The 24,390-nt window shown below is 57.8% G+C and carries 37 protein-coding genes; 5 read left to right on the forward strand and 32 right to left on the reverse strand.

What is annotated here, in order from left to right:
- Positions 1-556: 556 nt before the first annotated feature.
- The 5 genes from DVK00_RS21885 to DVK00_RS22405 form a co-directional block, all read right to left on the reverse strand.
- A complete protein-coding gene (locus tag DVK00_RS21885; protein ID WP_199722500.1) occupies positions 557-709 on the reverse strand; it encodes a hypothetical protein in 153 nt (50 codons plus the stop codon).
- 162 nt (positions 710-871) lie between these two features.
- Positions 872-1,147 carry a hypothetical protein gene (locus DVK00_RS19490; protein ID WP_121578371.1) on the reverse strand — a complete coding sequence of 92 codons (276 nt, stop codon included), beginning with the start codon at positions 1,145-1,147 and terminating at the stop codon, positions 872-874.
- Positions 1,148-1,211: 64 nt separating this feature from the next.
- Positions 1,212-2,036, reverse strand: coding sequence for an N-6 DNA methylase (locus DVK00_RS19495; RefSeq protein WP_121578372.1), 825 nt, complete (start codon positions 2,034-2,036; stop codon positions 1,212-1,214).
- A gap of 57 nt (positions 2,037-2,093) precedes the next feature.
- Positions 2,094-2,366, reverse strand: a complete 273-nt coding sequence (locus DVK00_RS19500) for a PadR family transcriptional regulator (protein ID WP_007188981.1) — start codon at positions 2,364-2,366, stop codon at positions 2,094-2,096.
- Positions 2,367-2,419: 53 nt separating this feature from the next.
- On the reverse strand, positions 2,420-2,860 hold the full coding sequence (locus DVK00_RS22405) for a hypothetical protein (protein ID WP_121578373.1): 441 nt from the start codon (positions 2,858-2,860) through the stop codon (positions 2,420-2,422).
- Between the two features lie 106 nt (positions 2,861-2,966).
- Between DVK00_RS22405 and DVK00_RS19510 the strand changes: the two genes are divergently transcribed.
- Positions 2,967-3,335: a hypothetical protein gene (locus tag DVK00_RS19510; protein WP_121578374.1), complete on the forward strand. Its 369-nt coding sequence runs from the start codon at positions 2,967-2,969 to the stop codon at positions 3,333-3,335.
- A gap of 8 nt (positions 3,336-3,343) precedes the next feature.
- Here the strand turns inward: DVK00_RS19510 and DVK00_RS19515 are convergent, their stop codons facing one another.
- From DVK00_RS19515 to DVK00_RS19525, 3 genes are all read right to left on the reverse strand, one after another.
- Positions 3,344-3,730 carry a hypothetical protein gene (locus DVK00_RS19515; RefSeq protein ID WP_121578375.1) on the reverse strand — a complete coding sequence of 129 codons (387 nt, stop codon included), beginning with the start codon at positions 3,728-3,730 and terminating at the stop codon, positions 3,344-3,346.
- Positions 3,731-3,806: 76 nt separating this feature from the next.
- On the reverse strand, positions 3,807-4,706 hold the full coding sequence (locus tag DVK00_RS19520; protein ID WP_121578422.1) for a transcription initiation factor IIB family protein: 900 nt from the start codon (positions 4,704-4,706) through the stop codon (positions 3,807-3,809).
- A gap of 57 nt (positions 4,707-4,763) precedes the next feature.
- Positions 4,764-5,450, reverse strand: a complete 687-nt coding sequence (locus tag DVK00_RS19525) for a hypothetical protein (protein WP_121578376.1) — start codon at positions 5,448-5,450, stop codon at positions 4,764-4,766.
- Positions 5,451-5,645: 195 nt separating this feature from the next.
- Here DVK00_RS19525 and DVK00_RS19530 point away from each other — a divergent pair, with 195 nt between their 5' ends.
- Positions 5,646-6,143, forward strand: a complete 498-nt coding sequence (locus DVK00_RS19530; RefSeq protein WP_225306853.1) for a hypothetical protein — start codon at positions 5,646-5,648, stop codon at positions 6,141-6,143.
- 179 nt (positions 6,144-6,322) lie between these two features.
- On the opposite strand, the gene DVK00_RS19535 is transcribed toward DVK00_RS19530, so the two are convergent.
- From DVK00_RS19535 to DVK00_RS19595, 13 genes are all read right to left on the reverse strand, one after another.
- Complete coding sequence (locus DVK00_RS19535; protein ID WP_121578377.1) at positions 6,323-6,538, reverse strand: hypothetical protein; 216 nt, start codon at positions 6,536-6,538, stop codon at positions 6,323-6,325.
- Entirely contained in the window at positions 6,531-6,734 is a 204-nt protein-coding gene (locus DVK00_RS19540; RefSeq protein ID WP_121578378.1) for a hypothetical protein, read from the reverse strand. Before DVK00_RS19540 ends, DVK00_RS19535 begins: the two co-directional genes overlap by 8 nt.
- Before the next feature lie 233 nt (positions 6,735-6,967).
- On the reverse strand, positions 6,968-7,333 hold the full coding sequence (locus DVK00_RS19545; protein WP_121578379.1) for a hypothetical protein: 366 nt from the start codon (positions 7,331-7,333) through the stop codon (positions 6,968-6,970).
- Positions 7,334-7,391: 58 nt separating this feature from the next.
- On the reverse strand, positions 7,392-7,628 hold the full coding sequence (locus tag DVK00_RS19550) for a hypothetical protein (RefSeq protein WP_121513547.1): 237 nt from the start codon (positions 7,626-7,628) through the stop codon (positions 7,392-7,394).
- Entirely contained in the window at positions 7,625-7,831 is a 207-nt protein-coding gene (locus DVK00_RS19555) for a hypothetical protein (RefSeq protein WP_023842974.1), read from the reverse strand. The genes DVK00_RS19550 and DVK00_RS19555 overlap by 4 nt, the downstream gene beginning before the upstream one ends.
- Entirely contained in the window at positions 7,822-8,136 is a 315-nt protein-coding gene (locus tag DVK00_RS19560; protein ID WP_014030693.1) for a hypothetical protein, read from the reverse strand. Before DVK00_RS19560 ends, DVK00_RS19555 begins: the two co-directional genes overlap by 10 nt.
- Positions 8,133-8,423, reverse strand: coding sequence for a hypothetical protein (locus tag DVK00_RS19565; protein ID WP_121578380.1), 291 nt, complete (start codon positions 8,421-8,423; stop codon positions 8,133-8,135). Before DVK00_RS19565 ends, DVK00_RS19560 begins: the two co-directional genes overlap by 4 nt.
- 469 nt (positions 8,424-8,892) lie before the next feature.
- On the reverse strand, positions 8,893-9,420 hold the full coding sequence (locus DVK00_RS19570; protein WP_233560850.1) for a hypothetical protein: 528 nt from the start codon (positions 9,418-9,420) through the stop codon (positions 8,893-8,895).
- Positions 9,417-10,175 carry a hypothetical protein gene (locus DVK00_RS19575; protein WP_121578382.1) on the reverse strand — a complete coding sequence of 253 codons (759 nt, stop codon included), beginning with the start codon at positions 10,173-10,175 and terminating at the stop codon, positions 9,417-9,419. Before DVK00_RS19575 ends, DVK00_RS19570 begins: the two co-directional genes overlap by 4 nt.
- A 38-nt stretch (positions 10,176-10,213) precedes the next feature.
- Positions 10,214-10,678, reverse strand: a complete 465-nt coding sequence (locus DVK00_RS19580) for a hypothetical protein (protein ID WP_121578383.1) — start codon at positions 10,676-10,678, stop codon at positions 10,214-10,216.
- A gap of 35 nt (positions 10,679-10,713) precedes the next feature.
- The gene (locus tag DVK00_RS19585; RefSeq protein ID WP_121578384.1) at positions 10,714-11,394 is read right to left on the reverse strand and encodes a hypothetical protein; all 681 of its coding nucleotides are present in this window, start codon (positions 11,392-11,394) and stop codon (positions 10,714-10,716) included.
- 101 nt (positions 11,395-11,495) lie between these two features.
- A complete protein-coding gene (locus tag DVK00_RS19590) occupies positions 11,496-12,341 on the reverse strand; it encodes a DUF6884 domain-containing protein (RefSeq protein WP_121578385.1) in 846 nt (281 codons plus the stop codon).
- 359 nt (positions 12,342-12,700) lie between these two features.
- On the reverse strand, positions 12,701-13,642 hold the full coding sequence (locus DVK00_RS19595) for a DUF6610 family protein (RefSeq protein ID WP_121578386.1): 942 nt from the start codon (positions 13,640-13,642) through the stop codon (positions 12,701-12,703).
- A 100-nt stretch (positions 13,643-13,742) separates the two neighbouring features.
- Between DVK00_RS19595 and DVK00_RS19600 the strand changes: the two genes are divergently transcribed.
- Positions 13,743-14,633, forward strand: a complete 891-nt coding sequence (locus DVK00_RS19600) for an HNH endonuclease (RefSeq protein WP_121578387.1) — start codon at positions 13,743-13,745, stop codon at positions 14,631-14,633.
- On the opposite strand, the gene DVK00_RS19605 is transcribed toward DVK00_RS19600, so the two are convergent.
- The 6 genes from DVK00_RS19605 to DVK00_RS19630 all read right to left on the reverse strand — a co-directional run bounded on the left by DVK00_RS19605 (position 14,598) and on the right by DVK00_RS19630 (position 19,503).
- On the reverse strand, positions 14,598-15,350 hold the full coding sequence (locus DVK00_RS19605) for a hypothetical protein (protein ID WP_233560852.1): 753 nt from the start codon (positions 15,348-15,350) through the stop codon (positions 14,598-14,600). The two genes, DVK00_RS19600 and DVK00_RS19605, sit on opposite strands and share 36 nt — an antisense overlap.
- Positions 15,351-15,424: 74 nt before the next feature.
- On the reverse strand, positions 15,425-16,384 hold the full coding sequence (locus tag DVK00_RS19610) for an ArdC-like ssDNA-binding domain-containing protein (protein WP_121578388.1): 960 nt from the start codon (positions 16,382-16,384) through the stop codon (positions 15,425-15,427).
- Between the two features lie 97 nt (positions 16,385-16,481).
- Entirely contained in the window at positions 16,482-17,030 is a 549-nt protein-coding gene (locus tag DVK00_RS19615; protein WP_121578389.1) for a hypothetical protein, read from the reverse strand.
- Between the two features lie 130 nt (positions 17,031-17,160).
- Positions 17,161-17,418, reverse strand: a complete 258-nt coding sequence (locus DVK00_RS19620; RefSeq protein WP_121578390.1) for a hypothetical protein — start codon at positions 17,416-17,418, stop codon at positions 17,161-17,163.
- 122 nt (positions 17,419-17,540) lie between these two features.
- Positions 17,541-18,413 (reverse strand): hypothetical protein, encoded by an 873-nt coding sequence (locus DVK00_RS19625; RefSeq protein WP_121578391.1) that lies wholly within the window; start codon positions 18,411-18,413, stop codon positions 17,541-17,543.
- 52 nt (positions 18,414-18,465) lie between these two features.
- Positions 18,466-19,503: a hypothetical protein gene (locus DVK00_RS19630; protein WP_121578392.1), complete on the reverse strand. Its 1,038-nt coding sequence runs from the start codon at positions 19,501-19,503 to the stop codon at positions 18,466-18,468.
- A 207-nt stretch (positions 19,504-19,710) separates the two neighbouring features.
- Between DVK00_RS19630 and DVK00_RS19635 the strand changes: the two genes are divergently transcribed.
- Both DVK00_RS19635 and DVK00_RS19640 read left to right on the forward strand, forming a co-directional pair.
- A complete protein-coding gene (locus DVK00_RS19635) occupies positions 19,711-20,649 on the forward strand; it encodes a replication factor A (protein WP_121578393.1) in 939 nt (312 codons plus the stop codon).
- Between the two features lie 21 nt (positions 20,650-20,670).
- On the forward strand, positions 20,671-21,384 hold the full coding sequence (locus DVK00_RS19640; protein WP_121578394.1) for an RPA family protein: 714 nt from the start codon (positions 20,671-20,673) through the stop codon (positions 21,382-21,384).
- A gap of 2 nt (positions 21,385-21,386) precedes the next feature.
- Here the strand turns inward: DVK00_RS19640 and DVK00_RS19645 are convergent, their stop codons facing one another.
- The 5 genes from DVK00_RS19645 to DVK00_RS19665 form a co-directional block, all read right to left on the reverse strand.
- Positions 21,387-21,590, reverse strand: coding sequence for a hypothetical protein (locus tag DVK00_RS19645; protein ID WP_121578395.1), 204 nt, complete (start codon positions 21,588-21,590; stop codon positions 21,387-21,389).
- Positions 21,591-21,793: 203 nt separating this feature from the next.
- Positions 21,794-22,240 carry a hypothetical protein gene (locus DVK00_RS22510; protein ID WP_121578396.1) on the reverse strand — a complete coding sequence of 149 codons (447 nt, stop codon included), beginning with the start codon at positions 22,238-22,240 and terminating at the stop codon, positions 21,794-21,796.
- Positions 22,241-22,768 (reverse strand): helix-turn-helix domain-containing protein, encoded by a 528-nt coding sequence (locus DVK00_RS19655; protein ID WP_121578397.1) that lies wholly within the window; start codon positions 22,766-22,768, stop codon positions 22,241-22,243. It abuts the gene before it with no gap.
- Positions 22,769-23,188: 420 nt separating this feature from the next.
- Positions 23,189-23,581 carry a hypothetical protein gene (locus DVK00_RS19660; protein WP_121578398.1) on the reverse strand — a complete coding sequence of 131 codons (393 nt, stop codon included), beginning with the start codon at positions 23,579-23,581 and terminating at the stop codon, positions 23,189-23,191.
- A complete protein-coding gene (locus tag DVK00_RS19665; RefSeq protein ID WP_121578399.1) occupies positions 23,578-24,345 on the reverse strand; it encodes a ParA family protein in 768 nt (255 codons plus the stop codon). The genes DVK00_RS19660 and DVK00_RS19665 overlap by 4 nt, the downstream gene beginning before the upstream one ends.
- Positions 24,346-24,390: the final 45 nt, after the last annotated feature.

A 24,390-nucleotide genomic window follows, 5' to 3' on the forward strand; every position in this document is an offset into this window, starting at 1 on the left:
ATACCCACAGTAATTGATAGTGGCTGTGATGAACTCATATACTTGCTTACATGTCCATCACTCAACCAATGTTTCTGCAGCATAACTATCATTACTTAGCCACGACTGGACCATTCATGGGGGCAATTGTTCAGCGTGGCCAACGCGGAAATTCCGGGGCAATGTCCACAGTGTGGCTCCATCGACATCCGGGTAGTCAAGGTTGCACCGGTTGATCACGAGCACGGGGACGAGTGGCGTACCCGTGCCGAGTGTACCCACTGTGGCGAGTATACTGAATGGTTCTAACATCGCAGCGGTGAGGGTGATACTCTGGGCCTGCGTTGATACCGCACGCAGGTACCGTGACGGGCCCCTATTGTAATACTCAGTCAACCGTCGGTATGGACGCTAGTACGTTACTATCAACGGCTACGATTGTTGTTTTGGCTTCTGGATCTTCTCAAAACCTGCTACGTTGGGGCTAACCAACACCAGCGTACAATCCACTCTGAATGTTGGTTAGTCACTTCTCGAAGCCTCTCAGACTGAAGAACGCGAGTCTGGGAGTTCGGAACTACTCTGGTGCAACGACGTCTTCACACGTCGGACACTCGGCCCAGATACCCTCCGTACCATCGTCTTTCTCGTATTCAACCAGCAGCCACGGAGTTGTGATACGCTCGTCACAGTTTGGACAGCGACCGAGACGCTGCGTGTCATCAGGCATGGAAAGGGGATGGAAGGAGCGTGTGACAGTGTTCCTGCCACGCAAAAATTGCCCACCCTCGGATATAAGCGTTTAGCCACTGCCTCGCGCTAATTAACAGAACCGTGTGTTCCGCCGTCACGGTCACACCTACCCAACCGCTGGGCAGTATAATGGAGAGTCCTACTCGCCGTCTTCCTCGCCTGCCTCGTCCTCCTCGGGCTGAACATCCCGAAGCCGACCACCAATTTCCTGCTCGTACTCTTCCAAGAGCTTGTAGAACTCCGCAATCGTCTCCTCGGCAGTCTCACCCTTCGACTTGATCGTCATACTGTCTTCGTCTCGCGTCCCGGTTCCTCGTTTCATCCGGGCCTCCATACTGCACCCAAAGTCCGTTCGTTCGACCTTTTCAACTGAGTCTGGAGCCGCATCCGGCTCTGTGTCTGGTTCACTTGACATGGGTCTTCTCGGGGACGCTCTCACTGGAACGCCCCGCACCCGACTGGGGCTCACAAAACAGCCGTCAATCGCTGCCCTCGAACGCACCCAGACTTGCCTGTTCACTTTGGACAGACACCGTAGCCGGTGGTGTTCGACCTTCCGAGTCCGTATCTGCCCCCTGCGCTGGACTGGACCGGTTCTCCGCCTCAACCGTATTCTCGAAGTCGTCGGTCACCCACTCGTGAAGCTCCTCGACCTCCTCGTCGTCGAGTTCTTGAACACTCCCACCCAGCGAAGAGTACGAGGTCTGCCACGCTCGCTGAAACTCGACAGTCAGTGAGTCGCCCTGAATAACGTAGGCGTCCAGATTCAGGAAACAGCAGTTCAGCGCCGTCATTCGGGCACACAGCGGGTCCTTATCTTGCCCAACAAACAGCGCGTCTGGCTGCTTTCGACCGGCGACCAGCAGTGTTCGACCGCTCCCACAGGCTGGGTCACAAACCGTCTGCCGGTCCTCGGTATCACTCTCGTCGCCAACGCCGGCGATCTCGGCCATCGTCTCGCAAACAGAGTGCGGTGTAAAGTGCTGGCCGAACGCATCGCTGGACATTCCGTATTCCTCGTAGACAGCACCCAGAACGTCGGCGTCGGTAGCCGCCATCCGTTCTTGCAGCTGGCCGAACGCCTTGGCGAAGAGGTCGACCGAGCGCTGTCCGTCTGGATAGTCCATGTCGCCGCGCTCGCGATAGTTGTCGACGATCTCCAGATACGGATCGTCTCGGTCCTGCAGTGCGAACAGCATGAGGTTGACCCAGTCTCGGAAGACTGTGTGGGCGCTGTGCCTGCGCTGGCGAATTTGCTCAAGCGTTGCAACAATCTCGTCGACGTCGATCTGTGGCGAAGCCATACTCTCTCAGCCACCAGAGAGTCACAAAATCTGGCCTGCCGACAGTCGTGAATCTGGTCAGTTGTAGTACTTATTCTCCCAGTCGCACCGGGCTTGAAGCTCTCGACGCCCACGATTGGTGATTATGTAGCCATTCGTCCGTCCGTCTTTCTTCTCTTTCTCGACGAGACCTTTGTCGATGAGCGTATCCAGATTTGGATAAAGTCGGCCGTAATGAATCTTCTTCTCGTAATATTCTTCAATTTCGTCTTTGATTGCGACACCAGCGGGTTTGGATTTCCCAGCAACTACGAACAATAAGTCTCGTTGAAATGCTGTCAGGTCGTGCATATTCGCGGTTACAATATTACATATATGAGCATATTGGTATGAGAGCGCCGTTTTCACTCCACGTCGTACAGGTCCTCAACCCCCCGTCGGTAGTAGTCCTGACTGGAGTCTGGAACTGGATCAGCCTCCTCCAGATGCTTCGCGATGATGCTGGTGAACTGCTTGGGCGGCTTCCAACTATCCTCAATTTCGCGGGCCTCCAACTGTTTCATGACCGCATGCTCACCGTCAGCGGTGACGTACAGAACACGAATCCCTGGCTTCTCACTCAGTGGCCCTCTGAGTAGCTTTCCTGTTCGTGTATTCACCAGCCACTCAAGTAAGAGCCCAGCCCGACACTGGATTGCATACAGTTGCACCTCATCTTCTTCGGGAGATTCTGTGCGACCGTTGTCGGCCCACGATTGGGGCAGCGACCGATTGTCAGTCTCATCTTTCCATCGCCACTTCAACTTTTTCGGACCCGTATTCCCACGTTGGTATTTACTACTCATTGTTGGATTCTCTCAGCCACTAGAGAAACACAAAATCCGCTCTGTATCGCCTCTATCGCAACTTTTTTGCTGTTTGAGAATATATGTATTAGTACGCGGACTCATCATGAAAACAGCCGAGTCCCCCACTACGACTAGCGAGTGTTCGCCACCAAACCAGTGGATATCGCGCCAGCCCAGTGGCACCCGCGAACTTGATTTCCGGCGGATTCGTGACGACCGGTCAGCAACGTGGAACGCTGCCCTCGATGCCAGTGTCGACGTAACGAAGGGCGGTCGCCCGGACCTGTTTCTCGTCTCCGCCGACGGCGACTGTCCTGTGAACTGCTCGCTGGCCGAGCATCCCCACGGGACCCACGCCGGCTGGTGCAGCTGCGAAGTCTTCCAGGCGACGACTGTCTGCCCGCATCTCTGTGTTCTCCGTCAGCACGCTGCCCTCGGTGATCTTGACCTGCCAATGCGGAACCAGACCTGAAGCACAGCTCAGCCGTCGCCCATCGAGACATCAGCCAGCGGTCGAACGTCGACGCGCCCAGTCCGGTCGTGGTCAAGACACTGGCACAGTCGTTCTCGAACCGTTGCCTGCGAACACGGCTCGACGTCAACCCCTAGCCGCGGATCGTCTCGAATCTGGACGTACTCTGCGTCGATGTCCAACGGCGTGTGCTCGACCCGACACCAGATCGTCTTCGCTCCGGCTTGGTCTAGATCAGTCACGTACCGAGCAGCCACGGCTTCGTGGCGAAGTTCGACGAGGACTCGTTCGACAAACGATGCGACTTTCGTTGGCGACCGTGGCGCTGGGACCGACGCAAAAACACTCGAAGAGTCGTGCTGTGCCGCCGATTCTGGAGTATCAGTAACTGACATATGTCTCACTCAGGACGTGCTTGTTGGCTCGCCCTGCACCCTCGCCGGGGCACGCAAAACAGGCCGTCGCGAGCGCTCACGCAACGATATACTCCTCGATCTCTTGGAACCACTGCCGGGCCGTCGTAATATGCACATCCAGTGGCTCGCAGATCGTCGCCTGCGTGAGCCGGATGTCTGACTCTTTCCCGGCGAGGTACAGAGCGCCGGCTGCGATACCGTCTGGTCGCCCGTTGATCTCGGTGGACTCGGTCGCCTGCTCTGCGAGTTCGAGTGCCCGCTGGCGAATCTCCGGGGAAACGTCGAATGGAAGGTCCGAACAAATCCGCGCCACCCAGTCCACCGGAAGCGACACTGGAATCGGGAGGTCAAGTTCCACCAAGAACGTCCGGTAGCAATTCCATATATGGGAGTGTGAACACCGTGCGACATCGGCTACCGTCTCCATCGTCACGAGGCCGTTGCACCGGCAGGCGGCGTACACAGCGGCCGCTGCACCGCCCTCAATCGACCGTCCGATCAGGAGGTCCTTGTCCTGGGCTTCCTTGAAGAACGTGGCTGCCTGCTCTTTCACCGCGTTGCTCTCAGACAGGGCACTCGCGATGCGTCGGATTTCGCCAAGCCCGTGAGCGAGGTTCCGGTCGCGCTTGCTGGTGAACTTCGACCGGCCGTGGAGTCGTCGCTGGCGAGCAAGCCGTCGACGCCGTCTCGGAGAGATGTCTGCACTCTCAACCGAGCCGATGTTCGTCGACAAGCCTCGGTCATGCCGAGTGGCCGTCCGGGGTGCACCCGTCCGCTGCTGTTCCTCCTGATCGTACGTCCGCCACTCCGGCCTGCGGTCGATCTGGTCTTGGTCGGTCACCAGGCCACAGTCCTCACAGTGCGTCTCTCGGCCACTACTGTCGAGTTCGCCGCCACACTCGGGACAGTTCGGCGTAGCTGTAGACAACGCTGTCTGGACAGTTTTCGAAGACATATTTCGAGACATCCTCTCACCTGACCAGAGGGGCAGAAAACACACTGCGGCCCTCGGTTAGGCGTCTGGCAGTTTTCCATCCGGGCGGGGGACTCGCTGGGCGTCGATCTCGATCTCGACCCGGCGACGGTGTTTGCATCGCTCGGCGACATCGGGACAACTGCACGTCTCCTCAAGCACATCCACCTCGTACCGGCTATTTGGCGCTGAGTGGACCTCGTAGCGACCGGGCTTTGCAAGGAAGGAAACGTCGATATCTTCCTGCTTCGCTCGTTTCGTGCGTGGTTCGTCCTCGGAGGTGACAGCCAAGGGGTCCTCAGTCGTGTCCGTGACACTGCCGTCATCGAATCGGACTTGCATGACCCCGCCGTCAGCGACTGCTTTCCGAGGGTCGCCGTCGACGTGCAATCCGAACTGGTCATCGAGAGCGTCGTCATCCACCCACTGCGGGATAGGTCGCTCGCCGGTGGCGAAGGCGACTCGCTTCTGGTGCTTGCACTCCTCGCCGGGGTTGAACTGCTTCCACTTGCACTCGCAACTCCCTGTTCGAGTGTCGACAAGGTACTCTGAGCCGGAGCCAGAGTTGACCAAGAAGAGGTCGTCGGCGTTTCGTGCCCGACCAATCGAGTCCATCACGGTCATGACTTCGGTCAGCGCCCGAACGGTCCGGTTGTTCGGGTCAGCCTCCTCCAGTTCGCTCTCGTCGATGCTGCCGGCGTCGCTACGGGATTCTGTAGTAGCCATGAATGACAGGCGGCACGCCCTCTGTGGGACGCCCCTCACCCCGCTGGGGCACAGAAAATTCGGCGACTAGAGTTGTTGAAATGGACGGCTATTCTCGACTTAAAACGGGAAACACAGGCTGTAGGAATGGTCGAAAATGCCAACCGTCTATTGTAACTCTCCGAAAAATGAGACACAATGCAGGAGGTTTGTACTATGCTGACCACGATATTAAAACGGGCTCAGGAGGGACTGCTACTCTCAGTATCGTTCTTGAGAACCTGTGGGATTGATTCTTATGCGATGCCAGAGATTGTTAATTTGATGGCAACTTCAGTATCCGAATACGTTGATTACGAAGAAGACGACGGTGTTGGAATCTGGAAGATTGAGGATCTGCCCGCAGCTATCGAAGCAGGCGATATGGAAAAGGCAGAGCAGCACTACGTTGAGACAGCCAGTGACCCAGAAATGGAGAGCGTTGTCGTCACCATCGGTGGCGTAGAAGAGATGGATTCCAAGGTGTTGGACCATGTCGAAGACAATTGGACCGATGTAGCTGAACAATCGGATGTCGACTTCACAGCTTATGTTGCTGATGGGATTGCACGACTCTCGATCAGCCAGAAAAATGAAGCTGATAATGTACTTACGAAGGGATTCAAAGAGTTTGAGCCCGCACTTGAGTGGGCGAAAGAAAAACAGAACTCCTGAATTGCCAGTAGCCAGAACGTTTTGTTTCAAATCTTACTAAATTACTGGCGTGTCCTCTTCTGGACAGTTTCTCCCAAATATTCAATTATTGTTACGCATTTGAGCGAGTAGTAAGCACGCTTACTGAGCAGACGTTGCAGCCAGCATCATGGCTAAAGAAACTGCCGTTTCGCCGCCTGTCAGAGCTCGGTCGCCTGCATCTGCTCGTGTGCGTCGGGATTGACAACCGGGATGACGCCCTCGATCTCGTCTTTGCCGTACTCCTCACGAATCAGGTCGTGGATATCGTTCGCGAGAGCAACGGCCTCGTCTTGCTTGTTGGAACTCGCCTCGTTTTCGGGAAAATCTGCTGGCCCGACGCCCTCAACGACGATGAACAGCTGGTCGTCACTCATTTTCGACCGCTTCAACGAGCAGCGTCGTTTCGGGAAGGTCGTCGCGAGAGGTCGACAGGAACTCAGACGTCTCCAGCGTTTCCTCGACTAAATCGACCAGTTCCTCCGAGACATCGCCAAAGTGAACGATAGCGTCGGGATCGGGGTAGTTGTCGTACTGCTGTGCAGCCGTCTTGTCCGTCTTGTTCTTACTCATGATCGGTTTGCGGCGCGCCCTCTGTGGGACGCCCCTCAGCCCGTTGGGGCGCAGAAAATACACGGCGGCTCGTTCCCGGCCATCCAATTCATCGCGATGAGCCTTACCTACCTCCTGAAGCGGGACCGCCGGACCGGCCTGCCGGTCCAAGGTGGAGCGTGTCCCCCGAGCGCTTGCGCTCGGGAACCGTGAGCGTGAGAGTGAGCGAAAGAGTGGCTGGTACGGCTCCTCGATTATTTCGCGATCACGTTCCCGTCCTCGTCGATGGCATACCTGAGTGGGTACACGTTCCCGTCGATATGCTGGGCCTTCTTCGGCAGCGTCTCGTTCAGCCACGCTTCCCGGTCGGCGTCGGTCTGGATGTCCTCGTTCGGGGAGTGGACGCTGAACAGGTCCATGCTCACCCAGCGATTGACCGTCAGCTCACCGGACGGGGAATACACCTTCACGCGCTTGTTTTCAGCGTCAACACCGACGACGGCGAGTGCAGACGTGCCCTCGGTCGTTTTCAGTCCATCACCGATATCCACGGCATCAGGGTCGATATCAAGGTCGTCGCACTGCTGTACAGCCGTCTCATCTGTCTTATTATCGGTCATAGTCGGTTTGGCGGCACGTCCTCTGTGGGACGCCCCTCACTCCGTTGGGGCACAGAAATCACACGATGGCTTGCTCCTCGGCATCCAATTCATCGCGACGGATCTCGCGTGCCCGCTCTCGAAGGCGAGACTGGACTGGCGTCCGGTTCTGGTGCTTGTTTTCGTATGCGAGATACTGCTGGACCGTCTCCATTGAGTGCATACAGTTGATGCCAGCGACGATGGGCTGGAGATGATCGGCGTCCAACAGCCGCTCTGGCGGGAGCTTGTCGAGAATCGAGTCGGCGTCGCTCATGAATCCTCCTCTCGGAAGTCATCGAGTGTCGTCCTGCGTTTGTACCGACAGCCCGGGTAGTGGGCCAGAAGCGTCTCGTCGACGGCCTCCCAGAAGCCGATTTTGTGTGGCGCAACCGACTGCCAGAACCGGGCGCGTGCCAGTGCTGCCGCAACTCGGTGGCGTTCCTCGCGACGCCACTGCTCACGCTCAATCATCGCCATGCCGACGCTCCCTCCGGTCGATCCGCCATGTACGAGCTGGCAAGCTCCAGCCCAGCATCGAGTGACCGCCGCGTCCCGACCAGTTTGGTCGCCCGTTCGAGCGTCCAGCCAGCGTCACTGTGTTTGAGCAGGACTGTGGCTCCAGTGTCGGGGATGTGCCACCCGACCGTGTCGTTGCCAGCGGCGAGAAATTCCCATTCGCCCGCAGCGGCCTCCTGTGCCGCGCTCTGTGTGTCAATCAGCGCATCCGAGCGTGGGCCACCAGCACCGAAGTCGCCCAACGTGGCCGTTCCTGCTGCGTTCATGCAGCGACCTCCCGGCGGTCCCAACCAGCGAGTTCGGCGTCGATGGCGCTGATGATGGTTGTGACCTGTTTCTCTAACGTGTCTGCCTGCTCGCCGTTGACGTCCAGAAGCGAGCGAAGTTCGAGTACGTCCGGGAGGTCGATACTGTCTGAGCGCCGGGCCACTATACGGAGGACAACCGCTTGAACATCGGCGCTGCCGGACTGCGCTCGAACGGTTGTCGTGATGGACTTGACGAACTGCGCGGTGGGTGGCTGCGACAGGTCTTCCGAACGACGGCAGGACATATTTCGAGACATCCTCTCACCCGCCAGAGGAACACAAAATGGGGGTCGCTGCCGCCGTGGATAGGATTTTGCTTATTACACTGGTTAGATACCTGCTCAATAGGACGGCGCACTGATCGCGGGGAGTCTTCGATTGATTAGAAAGACAAATCTTGGTGAAAACTGCGTGTGTTTATCCGTGTCTTGGTGGTATACTAGATCCAATGAGAAAGAGTGAAACACCAGCCATTGCGGCCCGTAGTGACCTTCCCTCTGCCAACGAGGACGTAGCGAAACTCCGTCTTAAGCTACGTCACCACTCGCTCGAAGAATTGGAAGAAACAGGGTTAGTCAGGCTGGATAGACAAGAACAGACTGTCAAGAAAGGTCCAAAATTCAACGACAAAAAAGCAAGAATCCGATTGTACTAAGAGAAGCTGTACTGCTCATTAGCGGAGCAGACCCACCAGTTTCGTGGAACTACCGCCGGCTACCCAGTCCACCCGCCGATCTTGACCTGTGTACTGTCTGCCGGAGCATCGTCTGCTGTCTTCCCAACTGAGTCAAATGGGGGCTCGACGAGACGCGGCACTTCATCGTCGTATGTCCGGTCAGGGCGTTTCACACAGTCGACCAGCAGGATAGGACTGCACTCACTGCAAGAGTGCGTTGCCCCGTCGAAGCCGTTGATACTCACCGACCAGGAGATAACGCTCACGAGCCGATACGTCTCTGCTGCTGGACGACGAGTACTGGCAGACTGGCAGCCAACAGCGCCACAGACATCGCAGGTGACGAGATGGTCTCGATCTGCCTCGTGGAAGAGCGAAGCGGCCTGCTCGACGTTGTCGCGGTCCTGAAGCGCACACGCCCGGCAAATCGTGAATCGGAACACGCCGTCTTCTCGGTCAACCTCGTTGGGCCACCGGACATACGTGTACGCCTCGCCGGATATATCATCCCTCTCTCCGCAGAACCGGCAGCACTCAGCCGTTGCCTCGGGCTGGACGTCGGTCACTGAGACCACCGTGCAAGTGTTGATTGTTCGCGAGCAGTGTCCACGGGGCAGAGAAACCGCCATTTATACCGTTCACGAATCGGCTTGTCCTCGCGGTTGCTTGCCTGTCCCGGTTCACGGTAGCCCGTACAGGTCCAGCCCTTGTCTTGCAGTGCCCGAACCATCGCCCCATCGTAGTCCGAGCGTACCCACGTCAATAAGAAGCGAGTGCCACGGTCGTCAGCCTGCAAGAATCGCTCCTGTGAGCGGGCTAGCGCTGCCGACGCGAGGTTTGGCATCCGAACGCCCATGCACATCCGCGCGGCCTCGACGAGTGAGTCGCCGGATACCACTTCGCTGTCAACGACTGCCGTGTTCGTCGATGGAAGCACCCGCCGGGCGGTCGCTCGAATCTCCGCTGGAAGACTGTCGATCTCGACGGGCTCGGGACAGAGGTGGCCGTCGACGCCGTACCGGATTCGCTTCTTTGATATGAGCGGGTAGCGGTACGTGATGGCCCCGACCAACGAGTCCTGAAAGTACAGCCCGTGGTGAGTGAGATTGACCGACGGCAGTGACCCCATGTAGGAGTGGTGGGCCTCGTACACGGCGGCTGCGGTCTCTCTGTCGATTGGCTCCACGCCGACATGATCGGCAAACCGAATCCCGAGAGGTGCCGTGAACGGGTCACCGTTGGCGTGAATCGGACAGGAACACTCCCCTGTGTCTGCTGGCGGGCGATGCTGAAACGACTTCGACGCTGAGTGTGTGGACATCCTCTCACCCGCCAGAGGACCACAAAACTGCTATCGAGTTACCACGGGGTGATCACAATGCCTGCGTCGGGACCTTCGATATACACTGGTTCGCACCCTCGGTAGAAGATCGTGAACCGCTCAGGCTGATACGCAGGATGCTTCGCAAGCGTTGCGATTGCACGGCTCACGTCGGCTGGCGGGAACTGTGGCTCGCCCGACCGGAGTGCAAGGCGGCCAGACTGGAGTGGCCCCCACGACTGGAACTGGTAGTCAGCTGGGGGTGTGAACGTTTCTCGGGCTGTTGCCACAAGATACTCAGCACCGTCGACGACCTTTGCAGCTATCGGATACTGGGCAGACTCCGGGCGAACGGTGATAGCTCCATCGAGCGCGGGGACCACTTCATCTTGCCAGACAAACGCCGATGGTGGCTTGACGACTGGAATTGGTTGCTCGTCGACGGGCAATTCGCTGCTGTTCGTGGATGATCCGTCACGGGCTTTGGAGGTTGGTTCTGTCATCCTTGCACCCGCCAGAGGAACAGAAAACCGCCGTCTCAGTCGAGGCCGGGGAGTCGTTCAGCAATGATGATGCCGCCCCTCGGCCCCTCCAAGTACAGTGCTGTGTGCCCTCGGAAATAGATGGTGTAGCGGTCCGGAACGTACTGATGTCCGGTCGAAAGCGTCGCGATAGCCTTCGACAAGATCCGCGCCGAGAACAGTGAGTCGCCGTTGTGGTTCGACAGGCGGCCGGATTGGAGTGGGTCCCAGCTGTCGAACTCGTGGTCCGCTGGTGGCGTCAGTGTTGTCCGGGCCGTTGCGATCAGGTAGTCAGCCCCGTCGACAACTTTCGCGGCGGTGTTCGTTACGTCTGGAATGAATTCCACATTCCCCCCGAAGTCGGTCATCGGCTCGTTGTCCCAGCGCAATGCTTCTGGATGGCCGTCTACCGGCACCGGCGGGCCTCGGAACCCCTCGCTTCGGATATGTGATTTTGCTTTGCTCTCGCAACCGAATGTCTCCCCGCAGGTACACTCGAACGATTCGTCGTTGCGGTAGTAACCGTCGGTATCCTGTGAGCGGACGAGTTCACCGTCGTCATCCATGTAGATGGTGTCGACATACCCCCACGAATACGACACTTCGATCTCGTGCTCCTGTCCGGGCTTGCTGAAGTCGAAGCCGGCTTGCTGGTCTGGCTGTCCGTCCTGCGTCTGAGTCGGATCAGTTGCAGTCATCCTCTCACCCGACAGAGGAACAGAAAATCGCCCGACACAGCGCGTTAACCAACAGAAGCGATGAGTGTTGGTTAACACAGTCGGTATCGTGGGTTTGCGTGCTATCCACCCTGTTCTCCTTCCCCGCCGTCGGTCGCAAGACTCGTTTGTCTCGTGGCAAGGAACCGTTCGGGGACGTTCTCGAATGCATCCAGCCCTGCCTGCTCAGTCCCCTCGACGTCGACGCCACTGTGGCCTGTTTGCCACGTAGCAGAGTCACGCTCGAAGCCCCCGTCAAAGGCCGAGAGTTCTGATCGTCGGGCTGGAGCCGCTGCTGACGAGAGTTCTTCGACGCGGTCTGAAAGCCAGCTCATCTGGTCGAACATCCCGTCGAAGTCACGCTCCTGGAAGGGGAAGCGAACTGTCGCTTTCGGGGGAAGAGCAGTGTAGGTGTCTCGCCCAGTCCGAATCGCAGTTGGCCGGCCGTCGAAGATGTCGCGCTCACGCAGCGCGTCGACGTAGTCGCTGCCGGCCAGAACGACCAACTCCCGACAGGGCGACTCCTGCTGATCGGCAGCGTATGGCCGCCGGAGCCAATCACCGAGAGACGAGTGGACACGGAGCGCCCACCGATCTAGTCGGCTCTCAACACAGTCGCCTGACGGCAGCCGATAATTGGCTTCTCCTTCGATGGGGTCGTCGCGCAGGTCCTCAATGGTCGCATCGTACGGGGCGACCGTCTGCCGGGGCATCAAGATCCCGTGTTCTGCAGAGAGAACCGCCCAAGTGTTCGCTCGTCGGTCAGCGGTTCGAGCCCACTGGACAGCCGCCTCAGCATATGATCGCTTGACCGCGAAGTACGAGGATGTATAGAGGTCACGAGCCTCAGCTGGATCGTCAGTTTTCGCATCGCCGCATCCAATCAGTACGAAGCGGCCACGAGTCCGCTCAGTCTGTGTGGTCGTCATCTGTATCTCCCTCACCCAGAAAGGGAGTCACAAAACTACAGCCAGAATCAGTAGTTGTGGCCGTCTGGCAACGCTTCGGGCAGGTGTCTCTCTGGATGGTGAACAGGTGCGTCAACTGACTCAGGTATAATTTTGCTTGGATCCAAAATTGCACGGTAGTTCTTCCGGTCTGGTGTCGCGTCGCGTCCGCATCCCGAACACTCTCTTGTACCGTCGTTTCCGTAGTCTCGTGCCTTCGTGCAACCGCAATTCGGACAACTGTACTGTGGTGCCGTCTCCTGTGACGGTTTCGCGCTCATAACTGGAACTCCCTCATCTCATGGGGAGTCACAAAACTCTCTGAGGCTGTCCGGTCGGCTCTAGCCGTGAACTTCAGCGGGAGTGAGTCCTGCCCGGTATTCCACTCTGTCTCGCTCGTGTTGGCTCCGGTACGCGAGCGTCTGTCCGTTCTCGTACTCAACGACAATCGCATCCTCAAGGCCATTCACAGTCGCTCTCGAACCATCAGCAGCCCAGACGGGGTCCATCGGTTCCGCTGTTAGCGGGCTCCGGTCTGTCTCCACGGTCGGCCACACCCCCCGCGATTTCCAGTATGACCGGATATGTCGCAAGCTCTCTCGAACCGTCTCCCGGATCGAGAGGTGGTCTGCATTGCCGTAGCCGTGTGATGAGAAGTACTCGCCGTGAAGCGCCGCCAGATGAACCCCGTTCCAGTCGACGCCAACGATATCGGCTGGTTCTTCACCGGTCACACGCGGCTGTGTCAGTTCCTCGATCACCGGATACTGCTTCGTGGGACTTGCCCCCAGTAAATGCACGCGCCGTCCTCGCCAATCCACGATGTCCGTGTACTCGTCGGCAGTCTGGTCGGAGTAGCCCATCGGGTATCCCAAGATGATATCGTCGTCGATCACGTCGATTGCGTCGCGGCACTTCGGGACGATAATGACCTCCGTCCCCGGAAACTTCCGTTTCAGCTCCCGTGCGGCTTGGTTGTACCGGCGCGCTTCCTGCTGGTCGTATGCGTCGCCAAGCATCCCGACCGACGGCTCGTACTGCTCGAAGCGTTCGATGTACCGGTCCAAGTCTGGATTCCGGAAGTCGTTGTCTAGAATCTCAATCGGGATGTCGACGTTCCGCAGTTTGGACTGATACGAGTAGTCCTCGCGAACGCCGACGGCGAATCCAAGCCGGTAAGCATCGATTACGAACGGTTCCCGGTGAAGGAACCCGATGTACTCAGCCTGCTGTGCATCGCCAACAGCCGCCGCTGACCAAGAGTGTCGAGCCTCAGAAGACATGGAAAACACCGAGCGCACCGACCGGCGCGCCCAGCTGGCAGGCGCGGCACAAAACGACCCCGCGGCTTAAATACGGAGACGGGCGGAAGTGTCTATCAGAATGAAGGAAGGTATCGAATCGCAGTACGACGACCCTGACAGCTACCGGGGCGACTACCCACCAGACTGGGCGTACCGGATCGTCTTCCGGAAGCAGTTGGACAACAACACTTGCACCAACTGCGGGACGCGGTTCCCTGCGGAGGATTTGGAGGTCGTGCGACGAATCCCCGCCGAGAACGGCGGGACAAACAAGACCACGAACCTCCTGACAGTGTGCTCGTTCTGCGAAGAAGACATCACACAGACGGGACGCCTGAACCTGCCAGAGTCAGCGAAACAAGAGCCAGCAAGCAGTCCAGAAGAAGACACTCACAGGGTCCTTGCGTTGCAGAGCGAAGTCCCGATCACCGAGGAAGTCGAGGGCGAAACGGAGGGCAACGGGCAGTCTCGCAATGCCCCGCGTTCGGAGTCTAGCCACATCCAGACACAGTCGGAGAGGACTCAGATATTCAACCAAACGACGACCGAGGAAAGCGACGAGCAGTCCGTCCAGAAAGATACTGTCGACGAGCGTGCTGGATGGCGACGGCTATTCGTCGCATCTATCGGAGGCACAGCGATGTTTCTGGGATATCTCTGTGCGTTTGGTATCTCCTACTTCCTGTCCCCAATTGCGGGTAATGTAGCGTTCTACGGCCTCCCGCTGGCCGGGCTTATAACAGGAGTCCGATGGCGGCTGTCAACAGCCATTGCGTCCGTCTACGTTGTTTTGATGTACGCTGCCGTCTGGGAGTCCATCTCGACGGAACTGTTCATGACTCCGTTTGCGTGGGTTCCCGTGGTTGCGCCACTGACTGGGGTTGCCTACGGGGTCGTAACCGAGCGTACTGAGTTCTCGCTGCGGAACCTGCCCTCAGATCCGCGACTGGTGGTCCAGCGCTTCCGTTGACGGGATATACGCCGACAACTGGTCCACGACCGAAGGGTCGAACGAGTCGGAGACGTGTCGCACGTTCCACAGTCCAGACTGATACACCTCGGATTTCGGTGAATGATATCCAAGCCAATCGAGGTCCGATGGCCCTGCGGATCGACGATACCTCGACACCATCGCGATGGTATGTGACTCAATCTCGGCTCTGTCACACTCGGGTCCGGGGTCGCCCGGAACGTCAACCCACAGAAACGGCAAATCCCGGATGTACTCCGACACGCGCTGTTCAAGTTCGTGTTCCTGCTCGCGAACAGCAGTCGTCTCGGCGTCGGGATTCGGTTCGCCCCAGTGAGGATACTCGTCGTGCCAGCCGTGCTTCTCGATCAGCGCCCGTCCAACGTGCAAGCGAAAAATCGAACCACGATGGTTGCCACCGCCGGCGTACTTCCCGCGAACGTTCCCACGATGTTGCCGGAGCCGGTTCCAGAGCGTGTTCGACGAGCCGGAACTGACGCCGACGGTGCCGATTCGGGAGAGTCGCCAGTCGACCGCTGTCGTTGCCCGGAGGTCGCTTGCTGGCGAGAAGAAAAAGTACACTCCTCGGTCGGGCCACTCCAACCGCCCGTTGGCATCTCCGAGGTAGTACGGCCCTCCGATCTGGTCACGCAAGTCAGCTAAGACACTCAGAAACTGTCCGACAGGACTGCCACCTGACGCTGCTGTTGAACGCATATTCGACTCCCTCACCCACCAGGGGAGTCACAAAATACGGCTCTCAAGCACGTCTGGAAAAACACGACTCCTTCTCAGCTGTCACCTTCGACGGCGTCGATCAAATCCGCAGCCGTCTTCGAGATGCGGTCCAGCCGCTCCCGAAGCGCCTCGGGAGCGTCGCCGTCCCACGCCGCGAGATAGAACGCCGAGTTGTCGGGGTCCAGCCCGAAGTGACGACTGACCACGTAAGCAACTGCCTCAGCCTCGACCTCGCGTTTCGACCGCTCCGCCTCATCATCGACATTGAAGTGAAGCTCTGCATGGGCGAACTCGTGAATCAGTGTACTCGCGAGGGCGGCCCGATTCTCCCGGTCAACTGCCTCCACCATCGGATTCGTGGTCATCACGCTCCGACGCTCGCAGACACCCCGTGCAGACCCATGCTCCCATTCTTCCGGAGTGACGATTCTTGCGTCGACGCCGATCTCGTCGGTCGCGTCCAAGAGGTCCTCGACAAGTCCATTCGGGTCGCCGTGAGCTTCTGTCTCCAGTTCGGGAAGTGGCTCGCCCTCGGTCTGAGAGATATCGAACACCGACGTTGGCCGGAACCCGACCAGTCCCCGCCGCCACTGCTCGGGGTCGGTTTCATCGTATTCGCAATCTGTGTTCTCGTGATACGACGGCGAGTTCTCACATTCGGGGCACTTTTTCGTGATGATCGGAGCCCAGATCCAGATCGCGTCCTCGCCTTGCTGGACGTACCGGTCGAACTCGTCTTGCCACGTATTGTACCCTGCAACTCGGGTTGCTTCGGGACACTGGAGCTTGATGAGTAGTGTGTTCCGGGCCGAATAGTCGTGGAACTTGCTCTGCACATCGAGCCACTGCTGGAACTGCTCGCTGGCTTGGGCCTCGGTCGTGAGGTCGGCAAGGTCTTCGACCCACGCATCGAGTTGGTCACGCATCTCCTCATCTCGGGAGTCCGAGTCATCGAAGGTGCAAGTGGTCTGCTGGCTGGACTGCTCCGGCGTGTCTGACTGTATCGTTGACATTGGTCTGTCTTCGGGACGCGCTCTCGGGCACGCCCCCGCACCTCCACTGGGGGACAGAAAATCGACTGGCTGGCTGAGCGAGAGCAGAGTGAGCTGGCTACCTGTACCGCTCCGGCGCGTAGAAAACGATGTGGACAGCCGAGCCAAGGTTGTACCACGATTTCGGGAGGACAGAGACTTCTAGTCCCCATTCGGCAGCGAACTCGAAGACGTCGAACCAGAGATTGTGGGGCGGCTCTGTGGAATCCAATCGCTCGATATTTCCCGGATAGACGTGCATCGAGTACAACGCCGGCTCGCCATCGTCAAGCCAGAGCGTCGAGTGGTCGTCTGCTGGCGGGCTGTGAGGCGGCCCCTTCGGGTCGCTGTCGGCGTCAAGCGGCGAGTGGGGGCACTCGTCGTCGCCCGTGATAAGACGCCGTATGCAGGCTGTCTCGGTAGGCGCATCGAGGTCGAAGGCTTGGGCAAACGCATCGCGCTGGTACTCGCCCATGATCGCGCCGAGTGCTTTCCAAATGTCCGCCCACGTTGGGTCCTCTGGCTCGTGATCCAGATAGTCGTGGACAGCCTCGCGCAGCTGTCGGTACTCGTCCCATGCCGGGACAGGCTCGTTCGGGCCGGGTGTCGGCCAGTCAGTGCGGTCCATACGCTTGGGGAAATTCCGATGGGGTATCAACTCTCGGGACGCGCCCATACGCCGCATCAGAGAAGAGGTCCTGACGCTAACCAACACCGAGTAGAATGTGGGGTACTGTGTTGGTTAGTCTGCGAGTTGGCTACTCCCCGCCTCTGGCCTCCCACCCCTTGTGGAAGTACACCAGCGCCATGTCGGAGTCAAAGCACTGCCCGGAGGGAACGTGCTGCAAGACGTTTTGTTCTGGAATCGGTTCAACCACACCCTCATTGAGTAGACTGGTGACCACTTCCCGGCCCCGCGGCTCGTCGATCTCGACGGTATCGAGACGCCGTCGGTCGCGGTCCTGTGCGATCTGTTCACGCTCGAAGCGTTCGTAGTCTGGAACGGTCGGGTCCATAGAGGAAAATCCCTCACCCGACCGGGGAGACACAAAATCAGCGCTAACCAACAACTGCGAAGTATTGCGGTCGCTGTTGGTTAGGACACACCACCGTTTCCGCAAAACCACGGGGAACCGAGTCAGTTCGGGAGCTTCGGTGCGATCACGAATTGCATCGCTCCATCGGCGTCGGGGAACTCCGATTTCAGCACGAGCGGGACTGAGTCTCCGATATGGAGAACCCGATTCGTGCCGTCTGGCAGGCCAGCATTCGCCGATTTGACCAGCGACGAGTCAAGTTTCACTTCGACATCCGCAGGCTCGAAGGCGATGAGATCGGTGTCGTCCCACCGGTAGGTCATGCTGTCAGTGTCACCGTCTGCGGCGAACTGCATTTCTCCGGTATCGGAGTCAACAGAGAGGTCAAACCGGTCGGCAAGCATATCCGCTGCGTCAAGACCAAGCGAGATGTCGTCTGGATTCAGGTGGACGGTTGCTGGGATGTCGATATCCGGCATCTCGACAGGGTAGCGGAGCGATTCAACCCCCTCAAGCTCGATAGTGCGCGTTATCCCGTCGATGTTGATTTCCAGTGTGCTATTCGCTGCATCGAGTGCGAACTGTGCAAGGTCGCCTGCATCGCCGACCGAGAGTGCATCTCGAACTCGTCCGACATCCACCCCTAGTGTCCCTCTCCCTGCATCGAAGGAGTTGAACGAACTCCCAGAAACACGCAAGTCGACCATCGCGTGTCCCTGCAGGTCAGCCGCCCGGATTGCGATTCCCGACTCTGTAATTCCTATCCGTGTCTTGTCTGCGACCGTGCCAGCCGCCGCGAAAATCCGCTCAAACAACTGGACCTCGCCGCTGATCCGAAGATGCTGCGGGGCATCGAGCGACAGGAGGTCCGCAGTGTCGATTTCTGCGTCACTGTCTGTCGCCGTCTCTGGCACGCTCGTTTCGGCGTCGGTGGTTGCTGCTTCGGTGCTACTGGTCGCTGTGGATTGTGACATCTGGATTACCCTCCACTTGCCGGAGGGCTCACAAAATATGCCGTTGGCGGCGCTATGGGACCACCGACGCAAGGCGATGGGTATTGTAATCAACCGTCCAGCGCGAGTAGTTCTGTGTGACCCGGTACTCGCGAACCACCGCAACGTCTTCCAGCGACTCTTCGGGCCGTTCCCACGCAAACTCGTAGCCGGCGATCACGTCTCCCTCGTCGAGATATCCAACCGGATGCTCCGGCCCGTCCCACTCAACCGAGATTGAGTCGCCACCGCTGGGGGGCTGGACTCCACGGCTGACTCCTCCTTGGATGACAGATGGATCGCTCGTCAACCCATGCAGTTGTGCTAAGTCACTAGCCTTGATCGGGAACTTGTCCTCCTCGCCGACGAACGAGTGCTGGGTTTGCCCGCGTACTGTTGCGTGCTCTACGCCCTCGATATCGACACCGAGAGCGTCGGACAGCAGGTGGGCAAACTCAGCGGCTCCCGTGCGGACTGTTTGGTTCTGCTCCTCAATCTGCAGGGTCGTCTCTGGCGTCCGAAGCTCCCTTGTGTATGGATTCTCCGGCCGTTCGACGGGCATACAGCTGCACAAGAGCGTCCCTTCTGGCCCCGTCAGAATCCACGGCTGCTTCCCGCACGGGATTGCCGTGTATCTCGACGCAGTGTATCGGCCACCGCCAGTGAGGACCCGCAATGCCTTTTCGAGTGCTTGGGCGTCAATGCCGTACCCGTAGCTGTCAGCGAGCCCGTCGACGAATGTGACTCGGGTGTCAATGGAGTCGAACTCGCCGTACGTGTTTGGGATTTGCAGGAGGTCACCAGTTGCGTACTGTTCAACGTAGTCTCCGATGTCCCCGCCGACGACCCACCGGGTTTGCTGTTTGGTTGCTCGACCAGCCGACGTGTTGATCGACGACGCCGGCCGCTGCGTTGTCAGCCCCCAGTCCTCATCTGGAGATGCCCAACTGCCGTCGTCACGATCAGGAGCGCGACACGTCGTCGCACATCGGGCGATGCTTGCGGCATCTGGATCGAGGTCTTTGTCGGCGCTGTCTCCGTCTCCGAACGTACCGAGTGAAAGGTCAGTCATCCTCTCACCCGACAGAGGAACACAAAAATTTTTCAAACGGATCGGAGACCAGACGGTCCACACTGTGAGCCAGCCCACCGACGTCCAGTGATTGAAGCGCTTCGGGCGGAGTGGGACAATTTCACTTTCGCCACGATTTGCATGGGTTTTAGACCACCCCAAGCGTACCGCCAGCCGTCTCCCATCGCAAACGAGACGGAGAACACTATGAGCAACTCTGATATACAGCAAGAAGCCCAAGACATACACGACCAGTTACCCGAGTCAGTCGATGCCTCCCTCGACGACATCGAGGAACGGCTCACCACACTTGTCGATGACTACAGAGTCCCACTCGACGAAGCTCGACGTAGTGTCGTGAGTACCTATCTTTCTGACAGCGATGTTGACCGCGACGAAGTTAGCAGCGAGGACGGCAACCAACAAGTCGATCTCGAGGAAATTACCGAAGCCGAACAGTGGGTCGACATTACCGCCAAAGTCACTGATCTCTGGGAGCCCCGCAGTGACTCGATTGCACAAGTTGGCCTCCTCGGTGACGAAACTGGAACCATCAAGTTCACCAAATGGGCCAAGTCTGACCTCGAAGCACTCACCGAGGGCCAAGTCTATGACCTTGGAAATGTTGTCACCGATGAGTATCAGGGCCAGTACTCGGTCAAACTCAATCGCACCACGACCATCGAAGCACTCGACCAAGATATCGAAGTCGGCGACGACACCACCGATGCTGAGGGTGCACTCGTCGATATCCAGTCAGGCAGCGGGCTGATCAAACGCTGTCCAGAAGACGACTGCACGCGTGTCCTCCAAAACGGGCGATGCAGTGAACACGGCGAGGGCGAAGGCGAGTTCGACCTCCGAATCAAAGGTGTGATTGACAATGGCGATACAGTCCAAGAGGTCATCTTCGACAAAGAGGCGACTGAGCAGGTCGCCGACATCACGTTGTCACAAGCCCAAGAAATGGCCATGGACGCTTTGGATACAAGCGTCGTCGCCGACGAGATACGTGAGGTGACGCTTGGGCACTACTATCGCGTCCAAGGCCCTGAACTGGGCCGGTATTTGCTCGTCAACGAGTTCGAGCAACTCGCCGAGATGCATGATCCAGAACAACTCCTCATCACTGCGAGGTCGATCTAGATGAGCCAAGGACAAGCCCCGATGCGTGAACTCGCACAGCGAGCCTTCGCTGGGGAATTCAACGATGCAGGCTATACCTTCCGGGAGTCAGACGATGACCGCGCGCCCGTCTATGCCCTGCTGCCGACAGGCGCGAAAGCAAACCGCGTGTTTGTCGTCGGCACCCTGACCGAAACCGACGATGTCGGCAGCGATGATGAGTACTGGCAGGGCCGAATTGTCGGGCCCACAGGGACGTTCTTCACCTATGCTGGCCAGTACCAACCCGAAGCAGCCGCCATGCTACGAGAGGTTGACCCGCCCGTCTTCGTCGCGCTTGTTGGCAAGCCCCGAACCTATGAAACCGACGACGGCGACACCAACGTCTCGCTCCGACCAGAGCACCTGACCGTTGTTGATGCAGACACCCGCAATCGGTGGGTGACAGAAACAGCGAAGCGAACTCTGGAGCGGCTCGAACGCTTCGAGGACGACACCAACGAGTACGCTGCTATGGCTCGCGAAGAGTATGACACCGATCCTGACCAGTACCGACAAACCGTTATCCAAGCGCTTGAGGAACTCACCGACGACGCCGAAACTGCCCCGACTTCGCAGGATCAAGCCGGTGGCGTGACACCATCCACAGCAGAGGATGCGTCCGGCAGTACCACAGAGGTCTCAACAGACGAGGACAGTCCGTCACAGTCGGGTGGCGACATCGGCGACTTCGATACGACTGACCTCGACTCGTAAGGTTACTGCTCGCTTTCCGGGTCTTGGGAGCCATCCCGGTGTTCGGTAATATACAGCTGTCCGTCAACCTTGTACAGGTAGCCCCGGTCAACCAGTCGTTCAACTACGTGCTCGGCGGTACCGACTGAGCGCTCTGTCTCACGCACTTTGATCACGGCGGCATCAACCCCGATGCTGTCTCCGGGCTCGATTTCCTCGTACAGCATATCATAGACAGCTCCTAACGATCCAGGTGGTCGATTACGCCTCATATGTGATTAATACAATTTCACTCGCTGGCTACCTATGCATTGACTTCGGAGATAGTAGCAGTCACCTCTGATTAGATGTATCGGTAGCAATCGTTGCGAAAGCGGTTTGTTACTCATAGAGATGGATGAAACGACTGCTCAGTAGATGTGCAAGCTGCTCAATTCTCCCAGAGCGTTTGGATACGTCCCTCAATAGCATCAAGAACCGTAGAGTAGACATCTAGCGGATGGCGTGATGACAGTGACAAGTCGGTGGCTTCCACTGCGGTTGGTGGTTCATGGAAGTGCAGCCGTGCATTGTGTGGATTGGGATGACAATCCCAGCGACACTCCCATCGGCTATCATCCTCGTATGTTTCAACGTAGTGGAACGAGAAATCTCCGGTCGTGAACCAGCGAATATCGAGTCGAGCCGCTACAACGGTCTCAGGATACTGTCCCACGTCGACTAAGGCGTGAAGCAGGCGAGGTTCGTAGCTGTCGGGGTCGAATTTCGTCTCGAAAATGAGTGTCTCAGTTCGAAGATGCCGGGCCAGGAGTTGTAGCGTCTGTCGGTCGGGTGGACCAGGCGACCCTGAATTCGGAGTAGTTGGGTCTGGCCCCATCTATGCCGAGATTAGGTGCCCATCGTTCTCTGCGAGCTGACGGGCGAGTTCGTACAGTCGAATATCCCGAATGACACTGCGCCACTCACTGACTGCAGTCATCCGGTCATGAATAGCCTCGTGGCTGCCGTGGTCGTAGACGTTCACAGCAGTTGGATCGGTAGCGCCAAATTCATCTTCATAGTCGGCCCGATCTTCTTCAAGCTCACTGACTCGGTTGATGATCTCTTTGACAGTCAGTTCGTCGGCAATCCGGCTGGCATCTTGCCATTCTAGATACCCCTCGTTGCGTTCGTACTGCACGGGTCGGCCGTCACGGTTCACGCTGATAATGCCCATTTTGGCCAGTCGATCAAGATGCTTTTTCGCAGCGTTCGGAGAACAATCTGCAACGTCTGCAATCTCGGCAGCGGGGGTGGGTGAAGTAATCCCCATAGCGACATCGTAGACACGACTGAACGTATCCTCCCCCTGCTGCCACCGTGGTTCGGTGGCTTTTGACTCCGGTGCCGGATCAAACTCCGTCATAAGTATTGATAGGATATGAAGCGCAATATATCTTTTCGAAAAATCAAATATATGCGTTTCTCCTCTGGGGACTCTGGAATCATAAGAACGGTGAGTTGGTCAAGCAGTAGGCACGCTATACTGACCGACACAGTCTGAATCATCAAAAATATTATGTGTAGTGCAGGGATCAAACACCGTTGGGGCCCGGTTGACCACCCCAATGGCTTCTCGCTCCTGATGAGTTGTTTTGTGAATCTCGCGTGAAGTACCTCGGGGACAAGGCCCAAGACACTCGGCCTGTTCCGCCTGTAGAACACTTCTTGCGCCCCTTCGATATCGTGATCCCAAGGCGATAACGTGCAAAGCCGAGTTATAAGGGTGACTTTCTATGTGCTACCCTGGGGTCGGGATAGGGAGATGCCGGTTGCAGAATCGCGTTCACTCGATTCCATCAGTATTGTGGCCCTCCAATCGCTGCGCGATGTCCTCAACGTCCATTTCGTCCACCTGCTCCAACCCGAGCTCGACGAGGAGCGGGTAGAAGTGCCGAGTCTTCTTTAGATCCACATCAGATTTGCTTTCCGAGAGTGCAAGATCAAGGCGCTTGAACGTGGTCGTGACCTCATCGTCGAGGTCATCATCTAAGTAGAAGCTCCTCACGTTCCATTCTTTCTTGATGTTCTGTGCTTTCTTGTTCTTCTGTGCGTTCTGTGAAGTACTTGAACTCATGTCGGTCTGTGATTTCGTATCGTTCAGTGACTCATTGTCGTCTCCGTCACCGTCAGCATCGAAGCGCCTCGACAGACGATCGTCGAGATCGTCGCCGCTCATGGCGCCACCTCTTCAGCAATCTCGGTATACACAGCCGCCATATCGACATCTTCGGCGTCGTCAGCGAACACTGACCCACCGCTCTTTACCGCACGCTTCAGGGCTGCTCGGGAACGGATGATCCATACCGGTACACGACCTTCGAACCGGTCCTCGTACCAGTCAATGCTGGATTGCTGCTCGTTATCTAGTGGGTAGCTGACGTTCGAAACGATGACTCCGAGGATGTCGATTGCGGCTCCATAGTTGTCTTCGAGAGTATCGAGTTGGCGGAGCAAGTGCGTCAGCGCCAGCTGACTGGATTCGTCGGCTTCGACCGGGACGAGAAGATTCTCCGCAGCGAGGACAACGTTGTCGTTCAGCGGTCCGAGACTTGGTGGGGAGTCGATGACCATGACGTCCCAATCATCGACACTCTCGAGAACGTCGCTGAGTCGGAGCCTGGGGCGCATTCCGGAGCCGATGAGTTCCTGCTCCAAGTGGAACATATCGATGTTTGCGGGGAGCAAGTCGTATTCGTCGTGTATGACGACGAGGTTCCGGATATCGTAGTCAGACGGCGAGTTCAAAGCGTCTGCGAAGTTCGGTGAGTCAGCCTTGTACGCCTCTTTGAAACCGAGACGGTGGGTGAGATACCCCTGTGGGTCCATGTCGATGGCCAGGACATCCAGGCCGCGATCGGCGAGCCCGCCGGCAACGTTGATCGTGTTCGTCGTTTTCGACACGCCCCCTTTCTGGTTCGTGATTCCGATTCGTTTCGTCATGTCGTTCCTATCGTTCTGTGAAGTCTGTGAGTTCAAATAACTACG

Source organism: Haloarcula sp. Atlit-47R (genome assembly GCF_003665985.1).
GTDB lineage: Archaea > Halobacteriota > Halobacteria > Halobacteriales > Haloarculaceae > Haloarcula > Haloarcula taiwanensis.